This is a genomic window from Halosimplex rarum (assembly GCF_047715405.1).
GTDB lineage: Archaea > Halobacteriota > Halobacteria > Halobacteriales > Haloarculaceae > Halosimplex > Halosimplex rarum.
Window position 1 is genome coordinate 603,550 of the sequence record NZ_CP180412.1, and the last position, 14,444, is coordinate 617,993.

The window sequence follows — 14,444 nt, forward strand, 5'->3', positions numbered from 1 at the left end:
ACCGTGAAATGCCGTTCGTGTCACTGTCAGGTCATGCGCTACGAGAACCCCGTGCTTCCGGGCTTTCACCCCGATCCGACGATCTGCCGGGCCGACGGAACGTTCTATCTCGCCACCAGCTCCTTCGAGTACGTCCCCGGCGTCCCGCTCTACCGGAGCGAGAACCTCGCCGACTGGGAACCGATCGGGCACGCGCTCACCCGCGAGTCGCAACTGGCCGTCCACGACGCCGGCGCGTCCGCCGGCATCTACGCGCCGACGCTCCGCCACCACGACGGCACCTTCTACCTCGTCACCACGAACGTCAGCGGCGACGGCCACTTCTTCGTCACGGCAGACGACCCGGCAGGAGAGTGGTCCGACCCGACGTGGGTGGACGCGCCGGGCATCGACCCCGACCTCTTCTTCGAGGACGACACCTGCTACTTCACCTACCACTCCGGCGACCCCGAGAATCCCATCCGACAGGCCGAACTCGACGTGGAGACGGGCGAACTCGGCGACGCTCACACCGTCTGGACCGGTTTTCGCGACCCCTACGTCGAGGCGCCGCACATCTACGAACGCGACGGCACCTACCACCTGATACTCGCCGAGGGCGGCACCCACGCCGGACACATGGTCGTCGCCGCGCGCGCCGACGAGCCGAGCGGCCCCTACGAGGGGTGCCCCGACAACCCCGTCCTCACCCACTGGGGCCTGCCGCGCGAGGACATTCGCGCCGTCGGCCACGCCGACTTCGTGCGAGACGGCGACGGGAACTGGTGGCTCGTCTGTCTCGGCATCCGCCAGCGCGGCCCGTGGCCGCGGTTCCACCATCTCGGCCGCGAGACGTTCCTCGCGCCCGTCTCGTGGGAGGACGGCTGGCCGGTCGTCAACAGTGGCGACCCGATTACGACCGAGATGGACGGCCCGCTTCCGGGCGAGCGGCGGCCGGACGAGACATCCATCGAGCGCACCGACACGAGTTTCGCGGACGGGCTGGGCGTCGAGTGGCAGTTCCGCCGCCACCCCGACCGCGAGCGCTACGAGACCGGGTCCGACGGGCTTCGCCTCCGCGGCGGTCCGGAGACTCTGGACGAACCCGGAGCCGCCTTCGTCGGCCGCCGACAGACCGGCTTCGACTGCCGGACCGAGGCGACGCTGACCTTCGACCCCGGTCGCGGCGAGGAAGCCGGCCTCGCGATAGTCGCCGACGACGACCACCACTACCAACTGGGCGTGACGCGCCGCGACGGCCGTCGAGAGGCCTTCGCACGGCTCCGCATCGGCGACGCGACGGACGTGATCGGACGCGCGCCGGTCGGGACGAAGACCGACCTCGCCGTCACGGCCGACGGCGAGGAGTACCGCTTCCTTGCGGACGACGAACAACTGGGCGCGGCGGCTACGCGCTACCTCTCCACGGAAGTGACGGCCGGGTTCACGGGCGTCGTCATCGGTCCCTACGCGACCGGCCGGGGGCGAACCTGCGAAGCGGTCGCGACGGTCGAGCGCTTCGTCTACGATTCCTGAGCGGTCGCACCGTCCGTCTGGTGGCCTCGTTCAGTGGATTCGGCGCCTGAAGAACGAATACATGCAGTGACGGTCGGAAAGCAACACGACCGTGTCTGGCGAACGTCGACTGTTCGGAAACGTGATGGGCGCTGCAGGCTCCGGTTCGACTGTCGATCGATTCGACTCTTCAGGCCTGAGAAAGCCGAATTCGGAGGTCTGAAATACGCAGATTTGATCCGATTCCGGAGTGGTCCATGACAAAGACTACACCGGGTCGGTGTCGATGAACGAGTGAATGGGAGACTCGTTGTGGTATCCGTCGGTCGAGGATGTCCTTGCCCTCCACGACGATATCGTCTCGGAGTACCCCAACACGCACTCCGGCGTGGCGAACCGTGGGGACATCGAGTTCGCACTGAGCTACATCGAAGAAGGGAGTTTCGATACCGTACCGGAGACGATCCACGAGAAGGCGTTTCACCTCCTCCGGCTCCTCGTTGCCAATCATCCGTTCGTCGACGCGAACAAGCGCACTGCACTCAATACGGTGGTCGTGTTCTACTTCCTCAACGGCTACCAGTTCGAGTACGATGACGAAATCAGGTCGATACTGAAGCGATTCGGAACCGACGAAGCGACTGTGGACGAGAGAGAATCTGTCGAGTATCTCCGGTCCCATACCGAAGAGTTGGACCTGATAGGGGAGATCGAAGACTGGCGTGAGGACCTGATTCGATACGGACTAGAACAGCTAACTGACGATTCCTCCCACCCGAACGATTAACCGCGTTCAGGACATCCACTCGGACATGGCCACTGAGGAAGGAACGGAGTCCGCCTCTGCACTCGACGAAGTGATGGAAGATATCCGTCGGGAGTTAGTTCGGCGCGTCGCGGCGGCCGACCGAGAGTCGAACCGAGACATCTACGACGCACTGGAAAACGAGTAACTCGGACTCACCGGTCTGCGCCCCTGTCGTCGCATATCGATTTAGCCCGCGTGCTTTATCGGCTCAGTAGTCGGCGCGACGAGTTTCAATCGATGATTGATTTTCTCGGTACTTGTCCTGATTGCAGGTACGCGATCCCCGTTGGAAACTACCCCCACGTTCGACTATCGAACGAAAGCACTCAACTCCGGTCGTTCGACCGGTAATCGCCACGCGGTCTGGCGATTATTTCACTGCAAATGTATGGGCGCTGCAGGCTCTGGTTCGACTGTCGAACGAATTGTCCTTTGAGACGTGAGACGACTGATTTCGAGGGGTTCAGAATAGGTACTTAGAAGAGTGAATACTAAGATACGGGCGTTCCACATTCAGAAACTACTAGTAGGCTCTATTGTGTCGAAAATTGCTATACGACAGGCGACTGCAGCAGGATAGTATCCTATATTGGTCATCTCTATCAGGTCTCTTGCGGAGTTATCAGGCGGACTGCTTCAATCTCTGCCCGTGAAGGGCCCATGCGGACTTTTCAGTCGCCCCGTCCAAGGACACCGCATGGACGACACCCCACTTGACGATGTGGACCGGAGCATCTTGCACCAACTCCAGCTCAACGCCCGCCAGACCGATACGGAGATCGGCGAGAAGGTGGATGTGACCTCCACGACGGTCCGGAATCGCCTCGACAAACTGGAGGGGAAGGGCGTGATCCGGGGCTACCACCCCGAGATCAACTACGAGGAAGCGGGCTACCCCCTCCACGTCATGTTCGTCTGCACGGTCGATCCGAATAAACTGGACTCACTGAACGAACAGATCCTCGACATTCGCGGTGTGGTGACCACCCGCGATTTGCTTGGGGGCGAACGAAATGTCCACGTCGAGGTCGTCGCCGGCACGGTCAGGGAGATCGAAGAGATCCGCAACGAACTGGCGGGCTTGGGCATGACGATCAACAGCTCCGAGATCATCTCCGAGACGCAGGTCCAGTCATGGGACCACTTCTATCCACAGTCAGGCCCCGGCGCGCGCCCGGACGACGACACCGACGACGGGTCGGTCACCGATCAAGGATAGCCGGAGATTCGCTTGAAATTTTCAAATCTATCCGCGTCTATAGGCCATGGACCCACATCTGCATTTCAAAATATCCACCAATAACCGATCCGGATTGATTTTTACAAATGTATTGATTATATGGGTAAAAGGGCTTATTCGTTTAGGGATTCTTGCCACGGTATGTCTGAATCAACCGGGGGTGTACCCAATACTTTCAATACATTGTTGGTTCCCGTTCGTCAGTGCTCCTTTCAATCTGTCGTACGTGACAGGACCACATAATGACAACTGAGAACTATAAAGCCGAGACGGTGGGTCTGTTGCAGGATCTCGGACTCAAAGAGTACGAGGCGGGGTGTTTCCTGGCATTGACCCAACTCTCGGCGGGGACCGCCAAGGAAATCAGCGAGCTTTCGGAGGTTCCGCGAACCCGGGTGTACGATGCCGTCCGAGTGCTGGAGTCGAAGGGACTGGTCGAAGTGCAGCACTCCAGCCCTCAGCAGTTTCGCGCAGTTAGCATCGAGGAGGCAACCGCGACCCTCCGGCAGCAGTACGACACGCGGATCGACACCCTCCAGTCACATCTCGAAGCGCTCGACCTCCAGCCGGAGGACAAGAGCGACCGAATGCAGGAGGTATGGTCGCTGTCCGGCCACGACGGCATCGAGTCCAGGACACACACGCTGCTGGAGGACGCCGACTCGGAGGTCGTCTTGTTGGTCGTCGAGGAGGAGCTTCTGACGGAGGCGTTGTATGAGCGACTCCACGACGCAGTAGACCGCGGCGTCGATGTGATTATCGGTGGCGAGACGGACGCGATCATTGCCAAGCTCGGCACCGAGCTGCCATCTGTGAAGGTGTTCGAAACCGAACTGGACTGGCTCCTCGGGCCAGCGAGCGACGACGAGGTTGGCATCAGCCGCCTACTGTTGGTTGATCGCACAAAATTGCTGGTCAGTTCCTTCTACCCGGACGACGATCACGACGACTCAGACGAGCAGGCGATCTTCGCCAACGGCCTGGAAAATGGTATCGTCGTCCTGCTTCGTCGGATGATCTCTTCGGGGCTGCTCCCCCTGGCGGACCCGGGCGACGTAGCCAGGCAGCGGTTCCCGGGCCAGACTACACGAACAGAGCGGTGACTACAGGAAATTGACTGACTAACTGTTGGGAGTCCCCCCCGAGGGCACAGTAGCGAGTAATCCAAAAGAGCGACGCGCTAGTCATCCAGTATGGCCATCGAAGCCTCATTCACTGTCAAGCAGGCCGATTTCCCGTTGAGCGCTGTGTTTGAGCAGTTGACGGATGTCACGATCGAGTTAGATCGTATCGTGCCGACGGGCGAGGCCGTTATTCCTTACTTTTGGATTTCTGCTGATGACACGGATAAACTCACGACAGATTTGAGTTCTGACATCGGGATCGAGCAGGTTAAAGTAATCGACAAATTGGAGAAACAGATGTTCGTCCGCATTGATTGGAACCTCACCCACGAGAGCATTCTCACGGCAATCATAAACACTGATATCACGCTCCTATCCGGCATCGGCAAGGAAAAACAGTGGACCTTTGAAGTCCGGGCAAGCGAGCAACAAGATCTCTCCGATTTCCAGACATACTGCAAAGACCACGATATCCCGATTGAGCTGACTGAACTACACGCGATTTCATCGCTCAGGTCCGACCGCGAGTACGACCTTACCGACGGGCAACGGGATGCATTGGTCATGGCGTATTCAAGCGGGTACTTCGACTCGCCACGAGACGCTACGCAAGATGATCTCGCAGACGAACTCGGGATCACCCGACAGGCGGTCTCATCACGGTTACAGCGCGGGATGCGTCGCCTCGTAGCGAGTACCCTCATCACTCCTGAGAAGTAAACGCCGATCCTCCTGTATAAAAACATGTTGCGTGAGCAAAATCCAGACTCAACCCCGTAGATAGCCTCTATTTGGGTGATGGAAGCTTCTCAAACGATGACCGCGAACCCGGAGATCGCGGAGTCACTGACCCTCATTGAATTCGATGTGGAGAGCGAATCGTTCCACGCGACGTACGACAGCATCCGTGACTCACAGAGTTTCGCGGTCGTTGCAGTGGCCGCGGCCGCCAGTGAGGAAGACCCACAGGCTTTGTCACCGCTTCAGACCGTTATCGACACAGACGCGCTTGACAAACTGACGACGGAGCCAGCTACCGGCCACGGGACCTGTGACAGCATTTTATTCTCTTACGAAGGGTTCGAAGTCACGATAACTAGTGAGGGAGTTATCCAGGCGGCCCATATCGAGAACGCATAATGGGTTCGATGCTACCGTATCGCATTGTGTGTACTTGCCGTGGAACGCCTCGAATTGGCCGGAAACGGACACCTGATACTGCAACCGTTCCGTATCAGGACACGGACCCGGAGTGTGGGTGCGAGAATTTCGAGATCAGAGGGACGACTGGAGATGAGTGAGCAGGTCGCTTCGAGTCGGGAGGACTTCCAGACAGCGCTACGAACGCAACAAGAACGAGTGGTCGCTGCCCTCACAGCAGCGGAGACGATAGATGCAACCCCGATTGTTCGGGATGATGAAACGCTCTCCTGCGAGGAATACGTCACGCTCGTATACGAACTCCACCACGTCGATCTCCCCGAGTTACAGGCTGCGGGGCTGATTGAGTTTGATCGACGCGAAGACATAGTGAGCCGGGGAGCACGCTTTGACGAGGGACGCCCGAGACTCAAATACGGTCATGACCGGTGAGACACTACAGGCCGCAAGTTTCCTACTCGATAGTCCCGGTTCACTCGTATGAGCGATATATCCTCTGTACTGACCGGTACCTGTGCCACGTGAGGTTAGCATAAGAGTTCGTTCGGTTCGGCATGGACGATAGAAGCAGGCGATAGGCACGTTGCATGCCTGTTAGCCTGTGTGCGCTTTACTATCGCCACGAGTGTGGAGCCAGAGTGTTAGCGTCCCGGTTATCACGACCATGCCTGCATTTACGACGAGTAAGAGGAGGCCGCCACTGGCCCTAGCAGGCGCTCGTGACAGTAATGTTATTCCGCCAGCAGCTGCGGCCGGGACGAGTGCGAGGGCAGCGACGACGCCGACGAGCGTATCTGTCCGTTCTTCGTCGGTCGCTATCCCCGCCGCGATACCCGCCGCGGCAGCGGCAAGGACGCTATACCAGCCGGCCGTAATGCGTTCCTCAAGGAGTGGTTTCTCGATGAGGTTCTGCGCAGGTGGGAGCACTCCTGTCATGTTCAGTATCACCGTCGTTCCCATCGCTCCAGCAGTCGCAGCCAAAAGACCGCCGAATGCGACCATGGCCCCGAATCCGGCTCGATGCAACCGGTTGGAAGCAATGCCAGCGGAAACGAGTTCCAACGGCGTCAATGCCGGGGCAATGACCATCGCGCCGATGAGAATTGGAATCGAGTTGGTCAGGAGAGCCACGCCAGCAAGCACACCGGACATCGTCATCAAAACAAGATAGGACGTATCAAGCCCGACCTGTTCGTAGAGGTTCTCGCATTTTTCACCGAGTGAGACTTCGGGACACACATCGAAGAAATACGGGCCTGTCGATTGAAACAATTGCGACGATGCGAGAGTGTCTAATACTGGAACTCCGTCCGTAATATTACACTCTTATTTGCCCCATCAACCCCCTGTATCCAGCACGCCGCTTTTGATAGGGAAACAGTAGGTCGAGAGCGCGTGTGCAAGATGGAGGGCACAAATATCGTGATCCAGATCGTGCTAAAATCGCCAGTAACGATCCCCACTTCGTTTTCAGTTCCCCTTCAGTTCATTCATACACTTGGCGCAAACTTTCATACCACTCCCCCCGGCAAAGTCTTCTTCGCCATGATCAATGGAGTCGATTAGTTCTTTCGAGATGACATCTGGCGGGACGCTTTGAAGATCATCCACATTACGACCGCATCGAGCGCATTTGACCATGGAATGAAGTAACAAAGTCACAGCTAATTATTGTTGGCCACGACTCCTCCCGTTAACGCTGTACCCTGTATTGACCGTCGGTATGAGTCAAGAGCTCTTTCGAATATGCTCAGTACGTGTGCGAACTGAGTAGAGTATATACTCTTGTGTGCTCATCGCCTTCGTACGATCTGATGACAAAACTCGCATTCGTCTGTGTTGGCAACGCTGGTCGGAGTCAGATGGCGACCGCCTTCGCCGAACAGGAGCGCGACCAGCGCGCCCTCAATGTCGAGATCATCACCGGTGGCGTTGATCCCGCTGACAGCGTCCACGAGGAAGTCATCGAAGCGATGCAGGAGGTCGGTATCGACATCAGTGACCGGACGCCCCGTGAGATCACCCCCGAAGATATCGAGGACGTGGACCACGTCGTAACAATGGGCTGTTCAGTCGAACAGTTCCGTCCTGACGACTGGAGTGGTGACAGTACCACATGGGGCTTATCGTCGTCCGATACCCGTGACCAGCGAGACGAACTCAACCAGCGTGTCAAGCAATTCTTCGACGATCTTCAACAGCACGAGCAAGTATAGGAACGAGCCATTCCAGTCGAGTTGCCAATATACTTCTCTCCCGCCTAACTACGAGAGTGTGTGCGGCGCGTATTCGCCTCCCGCGAGAAAGCCGACCTCGACTTTGCCTGGAACGAGGTGACAGGGGCGATCGGCGATTCGGTGACAGTCCTGCCGATCGTGGTCGCAGTCGCAGTCTTGACCGGCCTTTCGCTGGCAGTCATGCTCATCTGGTTCGGCGTCTTCCAGGTCGTGTGGGGGCTTTACTACGGGGTTCCCATCTCCATCGAGCCGATGAAGGCGCTGGCCGCCCTGGTCATCGCGGGGTCGATCACGACCGGTGAACTCCTACTCGGCGGCCTGCTAGTGAGCGGCGTCCTGCTTGGTATCGGACAAACCAATTCGCTGGACCGGTTTGGTTCGTATATCGGCGATTCCGTGGTCGGGGGTATCCAGTTCGGGGATTCACCCGTGTTGCTGGAGACGGGTGGTCGTCTCGGACTTGCCGACCCCGGGTTGGCGGGTCTCGCTGGCGGTGTGGCCGTGCTGTTGATTGCGGCTGGCTACTGGAATCTGAGTGCGCTTGTTGTTCTTGTCCTTGGTGGCGGGATTGCTATCCTCCAGACGGGACTCCCATCCCCCGTACTTCCGCCGATCGAGAGCCTTCAGCAATTACATTCGCTCAGGTTCACGCTCGGGACGGTCGAAGGAGCAGTCGGACAGCTGGCGATGACCGTCGGCAATGCGGCACTGGCGGCGTCGGTCCTGCTCGACGATTACTTCGACCGCGATATCTCTCCGGACGACCTCTCGACGAGTATGGGGGTAATGAATCTCGTTGCGGTCCCCTTCGGCGCGTTACCGATGTGTCACGGGAGTGGTGGCATCGCCGGGAAATACGCCTTCGGTGCACGGACGGCAGGGGCGAACATCATTCTCGGGGTCAGCTACATCGGGGTCGCTCTGCTGGCTGTCGGGCTGGTTGCCGTCTACCCGACGGCGATGCTCGGGGTCATCTTGGCGTTGATCGCTATTCAGCTCGGGTGGACGAGCATCCGCCAGACGAAGGGTCTCTCTTGGTCATTGGTATGGGCGTTATCGGCCTCATCCTCAACCTTGCAGTCGCATTCATCGTCGGTGTCAGCATCTCACTGGCTGCGATCCGTTGGAGAGATAATTCAACTGACCTGTCTGATATCTAGAACTAACGTTCTGATCGGTTCATGCTCTGAATCTATCCTCTCTACAGCGGACCGAGGTTGCTGCGTGCATCCTCTGTGATCAGTATGGCGCTTGGGCAGAATGGGTAGATTAGCAAGGCAATCTATTGGTCCGTGGTCGCAGAGGTCCGTGCATCAACCACCGATTGATTTTCTCGGTTGCCACTAGTTTGGCTGTACGCGAATCCCTTTGGAACCCACCCGTCGTTCGACCATCGAACGAAAGCAATGTCGCTGCGTTCGATTGGCAGGCCACCCCGACGCAGTCAGGCGATTATACCCCTCGAAAATATGGGCGCTGCAGGATTTGAACCCGCGACAGCTTGGTCCGAAGCCAAGCACTCTGTCCAAACTGAGCTAAGCGCCCTGCACTCTTTTCTACACGAGCGTTCGTGTTTAAACGTCCCGATTCGTCACGGCGCCGTCCCGCGTCATTTATGGGGGCGTCGGTGAACGGGATGGACATGGAACGCGCCAGGGGGGTTCTCGAACTGACGCGTCCGGGCAACGCCGTCGCCTCCGGCGCGCTGACGGCCATCGGCGCGTTCGTCGCGGGCACGTCAGCTAACCAGCTTCCGGCCGTCGCGGCCGCAGTCGCCGCGACCGTCTTCGCCGTCGCCGGCGGCAACACCATCAACGACTACTTCGACCGCGACATCGACCGGATCAACGACCCCGATCGACCGATCCCGAGCGGCAGCGTCTCAGCCCGCGGTGCGCTCGTCGTCAGCGGCGTCCTGTTCGCGCTGGCGATCGTCTCCGCGCTCGCCCTACCGACGCTCGCGCTCGCCATCGCGGGCGTCAACCTGCTCTTGCTGATCGCCTACACCGAGTTCTTCAAGGGGACGCCCGGCGCCGGCAACGCGCTCGTCGCCTACCTCGGGGGGAGCACGTTCCTCTTCGGCGGTGCGACCGTCGAGAACGTCCCGCCGACGGTCGTGCTCGCGCTGCTCGCGGCCGTCTCGACGCTCGCCCGCGAGATAATCAAAGACGTGGAAGACGTGGAGGGCGACCGCGAAGAGGGGCTTCGCACGCTGCCCGTCGTCGTCGGCGACCGACGCGCGCTGTCGATCGCATTGGGGCTGCTCGTCGTCGCGGCCGCGGCGAGCCCGCTCCCCTACCTGCTCGACATGTTGGGGGTCGCCTACCTCGTCGTGGTCGCCCCGGCCGTCGCCCTCATGCTCTACGCCGGGTACGAGGGATTCACCGACCCGACGGCCGGCCAGAAACACCTCAAGTACGGGATGTTTCTGGCGATCCTCTCGTTCGTCGTCGGGCGGGCGACGTTCGCCGTCTCGGTGTGAACGGGCCGGTCTGCAGCCGGTCGGATTATAAAAAAGATTTTAACAACTGCCGGAACTAATCGGAGTATACTGCGCGAACCTGTGGTGGTTCGTGGTTTACCGGTGGTGACTCTCGAAGGAATGTACGACCTCGGAACAACGTTCGGGAACGCGACGCTGGCGCCCGGTTCGAACCTCCTGGTCTCGGGCCCGCCGCTCTCCGGCAAGCGTCGCATGGCGCTGGAGATCCTGGCCCACGGTTCGGAGCAGGGCGAAGGCGTCATCGTCGTCACCACCCGCGACAGCGCGAGCCGAATCCTCAACGACTACGAGGCGCTCGTCTCCGACCCCGAGTCCGTCGACATCGGCATCGTCGACTGCGTCACCAAACACCAGGGGCGAAGCGCGCGCGACACCGACATCGTGAAGTACGCGTCGTCGCCCGAGGACATGACCGGAGTCGGGATAAAGTTCTCCGAGTTCGTCGAAGAGTTCCACACCGAACGGGGCATCGAGAACGTCCGCGTGCTGGTCGACTCGCTCTCGACGCTACTGATGTACTCGGACGTCCAGACGGTGTTCCGGTTCATGCACGTGTTCACGAGCCGTATCGAGAACGCCGACGCGCTGGGCCTACACATCATCGAGTCGACGGCCCACGACGAGGAGACGCTGAACACGCTCCACCAGCTGTTCGACCACGCCGTCACCGTCGAAGAGGACGGGTCGCTGTCGACTACTATCCCGGACGCCGTGGTCGGTCGGATCGACGACTGACGCGTCGGCAGCCTTTTGATCGTCTCGTCCCAATTTTCGGCCATGCCAGTCGACTCCGACGACCGACTCCGCGAGATCCTCGACGCCGACACCATCGCCGTCGTCGGCCTGTCGAGCACGCCCGGCAAAGCCGCCCACGACATCCCGGCGTACATGCGTGAGCAGGGCTACGACGTGATCCCGGTCAATCCGTACGCCGACGAGATATTCGGTCGCGAACCGTACGACTCGCTGGCCGACGTCGAGGAGTCGGTCGACATCGTCGACGTGTTCCGCCCGAGCGACGAAGTGCCCGACATCGTCGAGGAGGCCCTCGCCAGGGAGGACGTGGAGACGGTCTGGCTCCAGCTCGGGATCACGAACGAGGAAGCGGGCGAACGAGTCGAAGACGCCGACAGGAACTTCGTCCAGGACAGGTGTCTCAAGGTCGAACACCAGCGGCTGGTCGACTGATCCGGAACGCGATCGCGTCGGTCTGTCGCGGCCGCTGTGGAGAAACGACACCGCAGATCCGTTCGCCGCTCGTCGATCCGCCGCGTCGGCGTCTCAGTTTCCGGTTCCGCTCCCCGCTTGGTCGCCACTGCTGTCGTCGGGGGTGTCAGCCGATTCGTCTCCCGCTTCCTCGCCGCCGGTAGTGGTGCCGTCGTCACCGCCGCCGTCGACCACCTCGCCCCCGTCTTCGCTTTCACCCTCGGCCTCGCCCGTTGCGTCCGCCTCGGGCTCGGGGAGTCGCTCGTCGATGAGCGCGTCGGTGTCGATGTCCTGCTGCTCGGCCAGCGCCTCGACGATGACGCGCTGTTCGGCGAGTTCGCGGTCGATCCCCTCGATCTGGTCGCTCGTGCTCTCGACGCGCTCGCGGACGTCCTGAACCTGTTCGATGACCTTGTTCAGTCGCTCGTAGAGCTTCTCAGCGATGTCAGCGACGCGGCTGATCTTCTTGGCGGTGTCGCCGAATGGCATGCACCCGGCTTCGGTGTCCCGCGTTGTCGGCTTTTCGACTCGTCGGCCGACCCGAGCGTCCGACTCCGTCGACCGGCCGACGGCGATAGCAGGGCCGAAACCACCGTCGTTAAAACCGCAGCGTCCGCAGAGACCGCCATGAAGCAGACGCGGCTCGCGCCGCTGGTCGGCGTCGTCGGATGCGTGCTCGTGCTCGTGTCGCTCGCCGTCCCGTACGGGCTGGTGCGGACCGCTCCCGCGACCGCCATCGGGACCTACTACGGCGAGGGCGCGTTGAACCCGCTCGTCGGCGGGATGTTCGCGCTCGTGACGGCCATCGTGCTGGCCGCGGGCCGCGACGAGCGGACGGACCCACCGCTGGCCGCCGGGGTCGGCATCGCTCTCGGCGGATTCACCTTCGTCGTGACGGCGCTGTGGGCCGTGACGGTCCCCCAGCAGGTGGTCTTCGACATGGACGCGCCGGCGATCATCACCTACCACCGGTGGGCGAGCGCCGCCGTCGCGCTCGTGATCCCGGTCGCGAGCCTCTGGTGGTCGCGGACGCTTGGGCTTCTCTGAACCGGGCGGACCGCGTTGCCGTCGCGGAATCGACGGACCGCGTGACGGCGCCGACCCGAAAGGCCCTTATGGGGGACGGCGGTACTTCTGAGTGGACTAGGCCGGGCAGCTAGGCCCTGCTCGTCACCCGCGGTATGGCCTTCAGCGGGGGCCGAATCCCGGGTGCGTCCGGTCCGCCGGGCGTGGGCCCCGTGAGCCAACATGGAAGCCTCGTCCTGCGGGGACGGCGGTCCGCGGCTTCGCGTCTGCAGGGACGCGCGGCCGCGGTTGATCGAGGGCACTCCGTCAGGCGCGGAAGCGAGCAGCGGACCCTCGGACACCCGTCGCTCGCAGGGTCGCGGGGTGGAGGAGGCAAACGGGATTCCCCGCGTCCGAACGACCGGGCAATCCCGGGCGTCCGACCATTCATACGGCCACCATCTTTTTCGCCCAGGGGTATCCTCGCGCTCTCCGAGCGCTGCGGGTACCCCTGCGCCAAAAACATGGGTGAAAAAGCCGGACGACTCGGTCGCTTCGCTCCCTCGCGTCCGGTGAACCGGCGCCTACGGCGCCGGATGCTGGTGGCAGACCAGCCTTTCCCCGGGTCGGCCGACGGGACGGCCTTCCGGCCACCGCGACCACGTCACAGCGACTGCGACTGCTCCACACGACGACCGCTGACGGCCTTATCCCCGCCGAGCGCGTAGTCTCTCGTATGCCCACAGTCCGGACCAACGACGTCGAGACGTACTACGAGCGCCGCGGAGAGGGGCCTCCAGTCGTGTTTATCCACGGCGCCATCGTCGACCACTCCCAGTGGGATCCGCAACTCGACGCGCTCAGCGACGAGTACGAGACCATCGCCTACGACGTCCGCGGCCACGGCCGAACCGGGGGTTCGCCCCGTGGGCGCTACTCCGTCGACCTGTTCGCCGACGACCTCGGTGCGCTGCTCGACGCGCTCGACGTCGAGCGAGCGGCCATCTGCGGGCTCTCGACCGGCGGCTGCATCGCCCAGGTGTTCGCCGCGCGCCACCCCGACCGGGTGGCCGGGCTGGTGCTGGCGGACACGTTCGGACCGGAGCTCCTCTCCCGAAGCGAGTGGCTCCAGCGGTCGGCGATGCTCCGAGCGACTGTCCTGCCCGTCCGTCTGGTCGGCTACGAGCGCGTCGAGCGGGCAATGGTCTGGCTGCAAGAACGGTTCTCCGGCGAGGGGGTCAGCGGCGACTACGAGCAGATAGAGCGTATCCGAGAGTCGGGACCGAAGATGGCGACCGACGAGTTCGCGAAGGTGATCCGCGCTGTCGCGGCGTTCCACCGGACCGAAGTCGATTTCTCGACTATCACCGCGCCGACGCTCGTCCTCTACGGCGAGAACGAGGCGCCGTTCATGCGCCGGCAGGCGACGAAGCTCGCCGTCGAAATCGACGGATCGACGGTCGAGGCGGTACCAGGTGGCGGGCACGCCTCGAACCTCGACAACCCCCATTTCTTCACCGACGCGATTCGGGAGTTGTTGGAAGAGGTCTACTCGACGGATCCGGTCGAAGCGGCGGACGGCGGCGAAGAGTAGGCAGACCCGGTTCTGGGAGCGCCGACACAACGACCGCGACGTCTGCTACCGCGGACGGACACGCTCAGAGAA

General features: G+C 61.4%; 16 protein-coding genes, 1 tRNA gene, 1 other RNA gene and 1 pseudogene. 16 read left to right on the forward strand and 3 right to left on the reverse strand.

All coding sequences use genetic code 11. The features are described 5' to 3' along the window. Window positions 1-33: 33 nt before the first annotated feature. From ACMGFH_RS02870 to ACMGFH_RS02905, 8 genes are all read left to right on the forward strand, one after another. A complete protein-coding gene (locus ACMGFH_RS02870; RefSeq protein ID WP_415381265.1) occupies window positions 34-1,515 on the forward strand; it encodes a glycoside hydrolase family 43 protein in 1,482 nt (493 codons plus the stop codon). 277 nt (window positions 1,516-1,792) lie between these two features. Continuing rightward, a complete protein-coding gene (locus ACMGFH_RS02875; RefSeq protein ID WP_415381266.1) occupies window positions 1,793-2,281 on the forward strand; it encodes a type II toxin-antitoxin system death-on-curing family toxin in 489 nt (162 codons plus the stop codon). A gap of 25 nt (window positions 2,282-2,306) precedes the next feature. Next, window positions 2,307-2,447 carry a hypothetical protein gene (locus ACMGFH_RS02880; protein WP_415381267.1) on the forward strand — a complete coding sequence of 47 codons (141 nt, stop codon included), beginning with the start codon at window positions 2,307-2,309 and terminating at the stop codon, window positions 2,445-2,447. A 552-nt stretch (window positions 2,448-2,999) separates the two neighbouring features. After that, entirely contained in the window at window positions 3,000-3,521 is a 522-nt protein-coding gene (locus ACMGFH_RS02885; protein ID WP_415381268.1) for an Lrp/AsnC family transcriptional regulator, read from the forward strand. A 263-nt stretch (window positions 3,522-3,784) separates the two neighbouring features. Then, window positions 3,785-4,645, forward strand: a complete 861-nt coding sequence (locus tag ACMGFH_RS02890) for a TrmB family transcriptional regulator (protein WP_415381269.1) — start codon at window positions 3,785-3,787, stop codon at window positions 4,643-4,645. Between the two features lie 90 nt (window positions 4,646-4,735). Next, window positions 4,736-5,386, forward strand: coding sequence for a helix-turn-helix domain-containing protein (locus ACMGFH_RS02895; protein WP_415381270.1), 651 nt, complete (start codon window positions 4,736-4,738; stop codon window positions 5,384-5,386). 96 nt (window positions 5,387-5,482) lie between these two features. After that, a complete protein-coding gene (locus tag ACMGFH_RS02900; protein ID WP_415381271.1) occupies window positions 5,483-5,806 on the forward strand; it encodes a HalOD1 output domain-containing protein in 324 nt (107 codons plus the stop codon). Window positions 5,807-5,959: 153 nt separating this feature from the next. Further along, on the forward strand, window positions 5,960-6,259 hold the full coding sequence (locus ACMGFH_RS02905) for a hypothetical protein (RefSeq protein WP_415381272.1): 300 nt from the start codon (window positions 5,960-5,962) through the stop codon (window positions 6,257-6,259). Between the two features lie 162 nt (window positions 6,260-6,421). Here ACMGFH_RS02905 and ACMGFH_RS02910 read toward each other — a convergent pair whose 3' ends face one another. Then, window positions 6,422-7,066: a DUF389 domain-containing protein gene (locus ACMGFH_RS02910; protein WP_415381273.1), complete on the reverse strand. Its 645-nt coding sequence runs from the start codon at window positions 7,064-7,066 to the stop codon at window positions 6,422-6,424. A 575-nt stretch (window positions 7,067-7,641) separates the two neighbouring features. Here ACMGFH_RS02910 and ACMGFH_RS02915 point away from each other — a divergent pair. Together ACMGFH_RS02915 and ACMGFH_RS02920 are read left to right on the forward strand one after the other, a co-directional pair. After that, window positions 7,642-8,043, forward strand: coding sequence for a low molecular weight phosphatase family protein (locus ACMGFH_RS02915; protein ID WP_415381274.1), 402 nt, complete (start codon window positions 7,642-7,644; stop codon window positions 8,041-8,043). A gap of 60 nt (window positions 8,044-8,103) precedes the next feature. Continuing rightward, window positions 8,104-9,224: pseudogene (locus tag ACMGFH_RS02920) on the forward strand (putative sulfate/molybdate transporter). A gap of 310 nt (window positions 9,225-9,534) precedes the next feature. Here the strand turns inward: ACMGFH_RS02920 and ACMGFH_RS02925 are convergent. Further along, window positions 9,535-9,609: transfer RNA gene (locus tag ACMGFH_RS02925), tRNA-Arg, on the reverse strand. 97 nt (window positions 9,610-9,706) lie between these two features. Between ACMGFH_RS02925 and ACMGFH_RS02930 the strand changes: the two genes are divergently transcribed. From ACMGFH_RS02930 to ACMGFH_RS02940, 3 genes are all read left to right on the forward strand, one after another. Next, window positions 9,707-10,546 carry a geranylgeranylglycerol-phosphate geranylgeranyltransferase gene (locus tag ACMGFH_RS02930; protein WP_415381275.1) on the forward strand — a complete coding sequence of 280 codons (840 nt, stop codon included), beginning with the start codon at window positions 9,707-9,709 and terminating at the stop codon, window positions 10,544-10,546. A 120-nt stretch (window positions 10,547-10,666) separates the two neighbouring features. Beyond that, the gene (locus ACMGFH_RS02935) at window positions 10,667-11,302 is read left to right on the forward strand and encodes an RAD55 family ATPase (RefSeq protein WP_415383303.1); all 636 of its coding nucleotides are present in this window, start codon (window positions 10,667-10,669) and stop codon (window positions 11,300-11,302) included. A 42-nt stretch (window positions 11,303-11,344) separates the two neighbouring features. After that, window positions 11,345-11,755 (forward strand): CoA-binding protein, encoded by a 411-nt coding sequence (locus ACMGFH_RS02940; protein WP_415381276.1) that lies wholly within the window; start codon window positions 11,345-11,347, stop codon window positions 11,753-11,755. Window positions 11,756-11,848: 93 nt separating this feature from the next. Here the strand turns inward: ACMGFH_RS02940 and ACMGFH_RS02945 are convergent, their stop codons facing one another. After that, window positions 11,849-12,262 carry a DUF5798 family protein gene (locus tag ACMGFH_RS02945; RefSeq protein ID WP_415381277.1) on the reverse strand — a complete coding sequence of 138 codons (414 nt, stop codon included), beginning with the start codon at window positions 12,260-12,262 and terminating at the stop codon, window positions 11,849-11,851. Window positions 12,263-12,400: 138 nt separating this feature from the next. On the opposite strand from ACMGFH_RS02945, the gene ACMGFH_RS02950 reads away from it, so the two are divergent. The 3 genes from ACMGFH_RS02950 (at window position 12,401) to ACMGFH_RS02960 (ending at window position 14,372) form a co-directional block, all read left to right on the forward strand. Next, complete coding sequence (locus ACMGFH_RS02950) at window positions 12,401-12,820, forward strand: hypothetical protein (RefSeq protein WP_415381278.1); 420 nt, start codon at window positions 12,401-12,403, stop codon at window positions 12,818-12,820. Window positions 12,821-12,909: 89 nt separating this feature from the next. After that, an RNA gene (ffs, locus tag ACMGFH_RS02955) (signal recognition particle sRNA) lies at window positions 12,910-13,223 on the forward strand. Between the two features lie 291 nt (window positions 13,224-13,514). After that, window positions 13,515-14,372 (forward strand): alpha/beta fold hydrolase, encoded by an 858-nt coding sequence (locus ACMGFH_RS02960; RefSeq protein WP_415381279.1) that lies wholly within the window; start codon window positions 13,515-13,517, stop codon window positions 14,370-14,372. The last annotated feature ends 72 nt before the right edge of the window (window positions 14,373-14,444 follow it).

What these genes read in the sequence shown, in the direction of transcription:
- ACMGFH_RS02915 (WP_415381274.1), top strand. Translation starts at nt 7,642, where the DNA reads ATGACAAAACTCGCATTCGTCTGTGTTGGCAACGCTGGTCGGAGTCAG.
- ACMGFH_RS02895 (WP_415381270.1), top strand. Translation starts at nt 4,736, where the DNA reads ATGGCCATCGAAGCCTCATTCACTGTCAAGCAGGCCGATTTCCCGTTG.
- ACMGFH_RS02890 (WP_415381269.1), top strand. Translation starts at nt 3,785, where the DNA reads ATGACAACTGAGAACTATAAAGCCGAGACGGTGGGTCTGTTGCAGGAT.
- ACMGFH_RS02950 (WP_415381278.1), top strand. Translation starts at nt 12,401, where the DNA reads ATGAAGCAGACGCGGCTCGCGCCGCTGGTCGGCGTCGTCGGATGCGTG.
- ACMGFH_RS02880 (WP_415381267.1), top strand. Translation starts at nt 2,307, where the DNA reads ATGGCCACTGAGGAAGGAACGGAGTCCGCCTCTGCACTCGACGAAGTG.
- ACMGFH_RS02905 (WP_415381272.1), top strand. Translation starts at nt 5,960, where the DNA reads ATGAGTGAGCAGGTCGCTTCGAGTCGGGAGGACTTCCAGACAGCGCTA.
- ACMGFH_RS02870 (WP_415381265.1), top strand. Translation starts at nt 34, where the DNA reads ATGCGCTACGAGAACCCCGTGCTTCCGGGCTTTCACCCCGATCCGACG.
- ACMGFH_RS02960 (WP_415381279.1), top strand. Translation starts at nt 13,515, where the DNA reads ATGCCCACAGTCCGGACCAACGACGTCGAGACGTACTACGAGCGCCGC.
- ACMGFH_RS02930 (WP_415381275.1), top strand. Translation starts at nt 9,707, where the DNA reads ATGGAACGCGCCAGGGGGGTTCTCGAACTGACGCGTCCGGGCAACGCC.
- ACMGFH_RS02885 (WP_415381268.1), top strand. Translation starts at nt 3,000, where the DNA reads ATGGACGACACCCCACTTGACGATGTGGACCGGAGCATCTTGCACCAA.
- ACMGFH_RS02900 (WP_415381271.1), top strand. Translation starts at nt 5,483, where the DNA reads ATGACCGCGAACCCGGAGATCGCGGAGTCACTGACCCTCATTGAATTC.
- ACMGFH_RS02935 (WP_415383303.1), top strand. Translation starts at nt 10,667, where the DNA reads ATGTACGACCTCGGAACAACGTTCGGGAACGCGACGCTGGCGCCCGGT.
- ACMGFH_RS02875 (WP_415381266.1), top strand. Translation starts at nt 1,793, where the DNA reads ATGGGAGACTCGTTGTGGTATCCGTCGGTCGAGGATGTCCTTGCCCTC.
- ACMGFH_RS02940 (WP_415381276.1), top strand. Translation starts at nt 11,345, where the DNA reads ATGCCAGTCGACTCCGACGACCGACTCCGCGAGATCCTCGACGCCGAC.
- ACMGFH_RS02945 (WP_415381277.1), bottom strand. Translation starts at nt 12,262, where the DNA reads ATGCCATTCGGCGACACCGCCAAGAAGATCAGCCGCGTCGCTGACATC.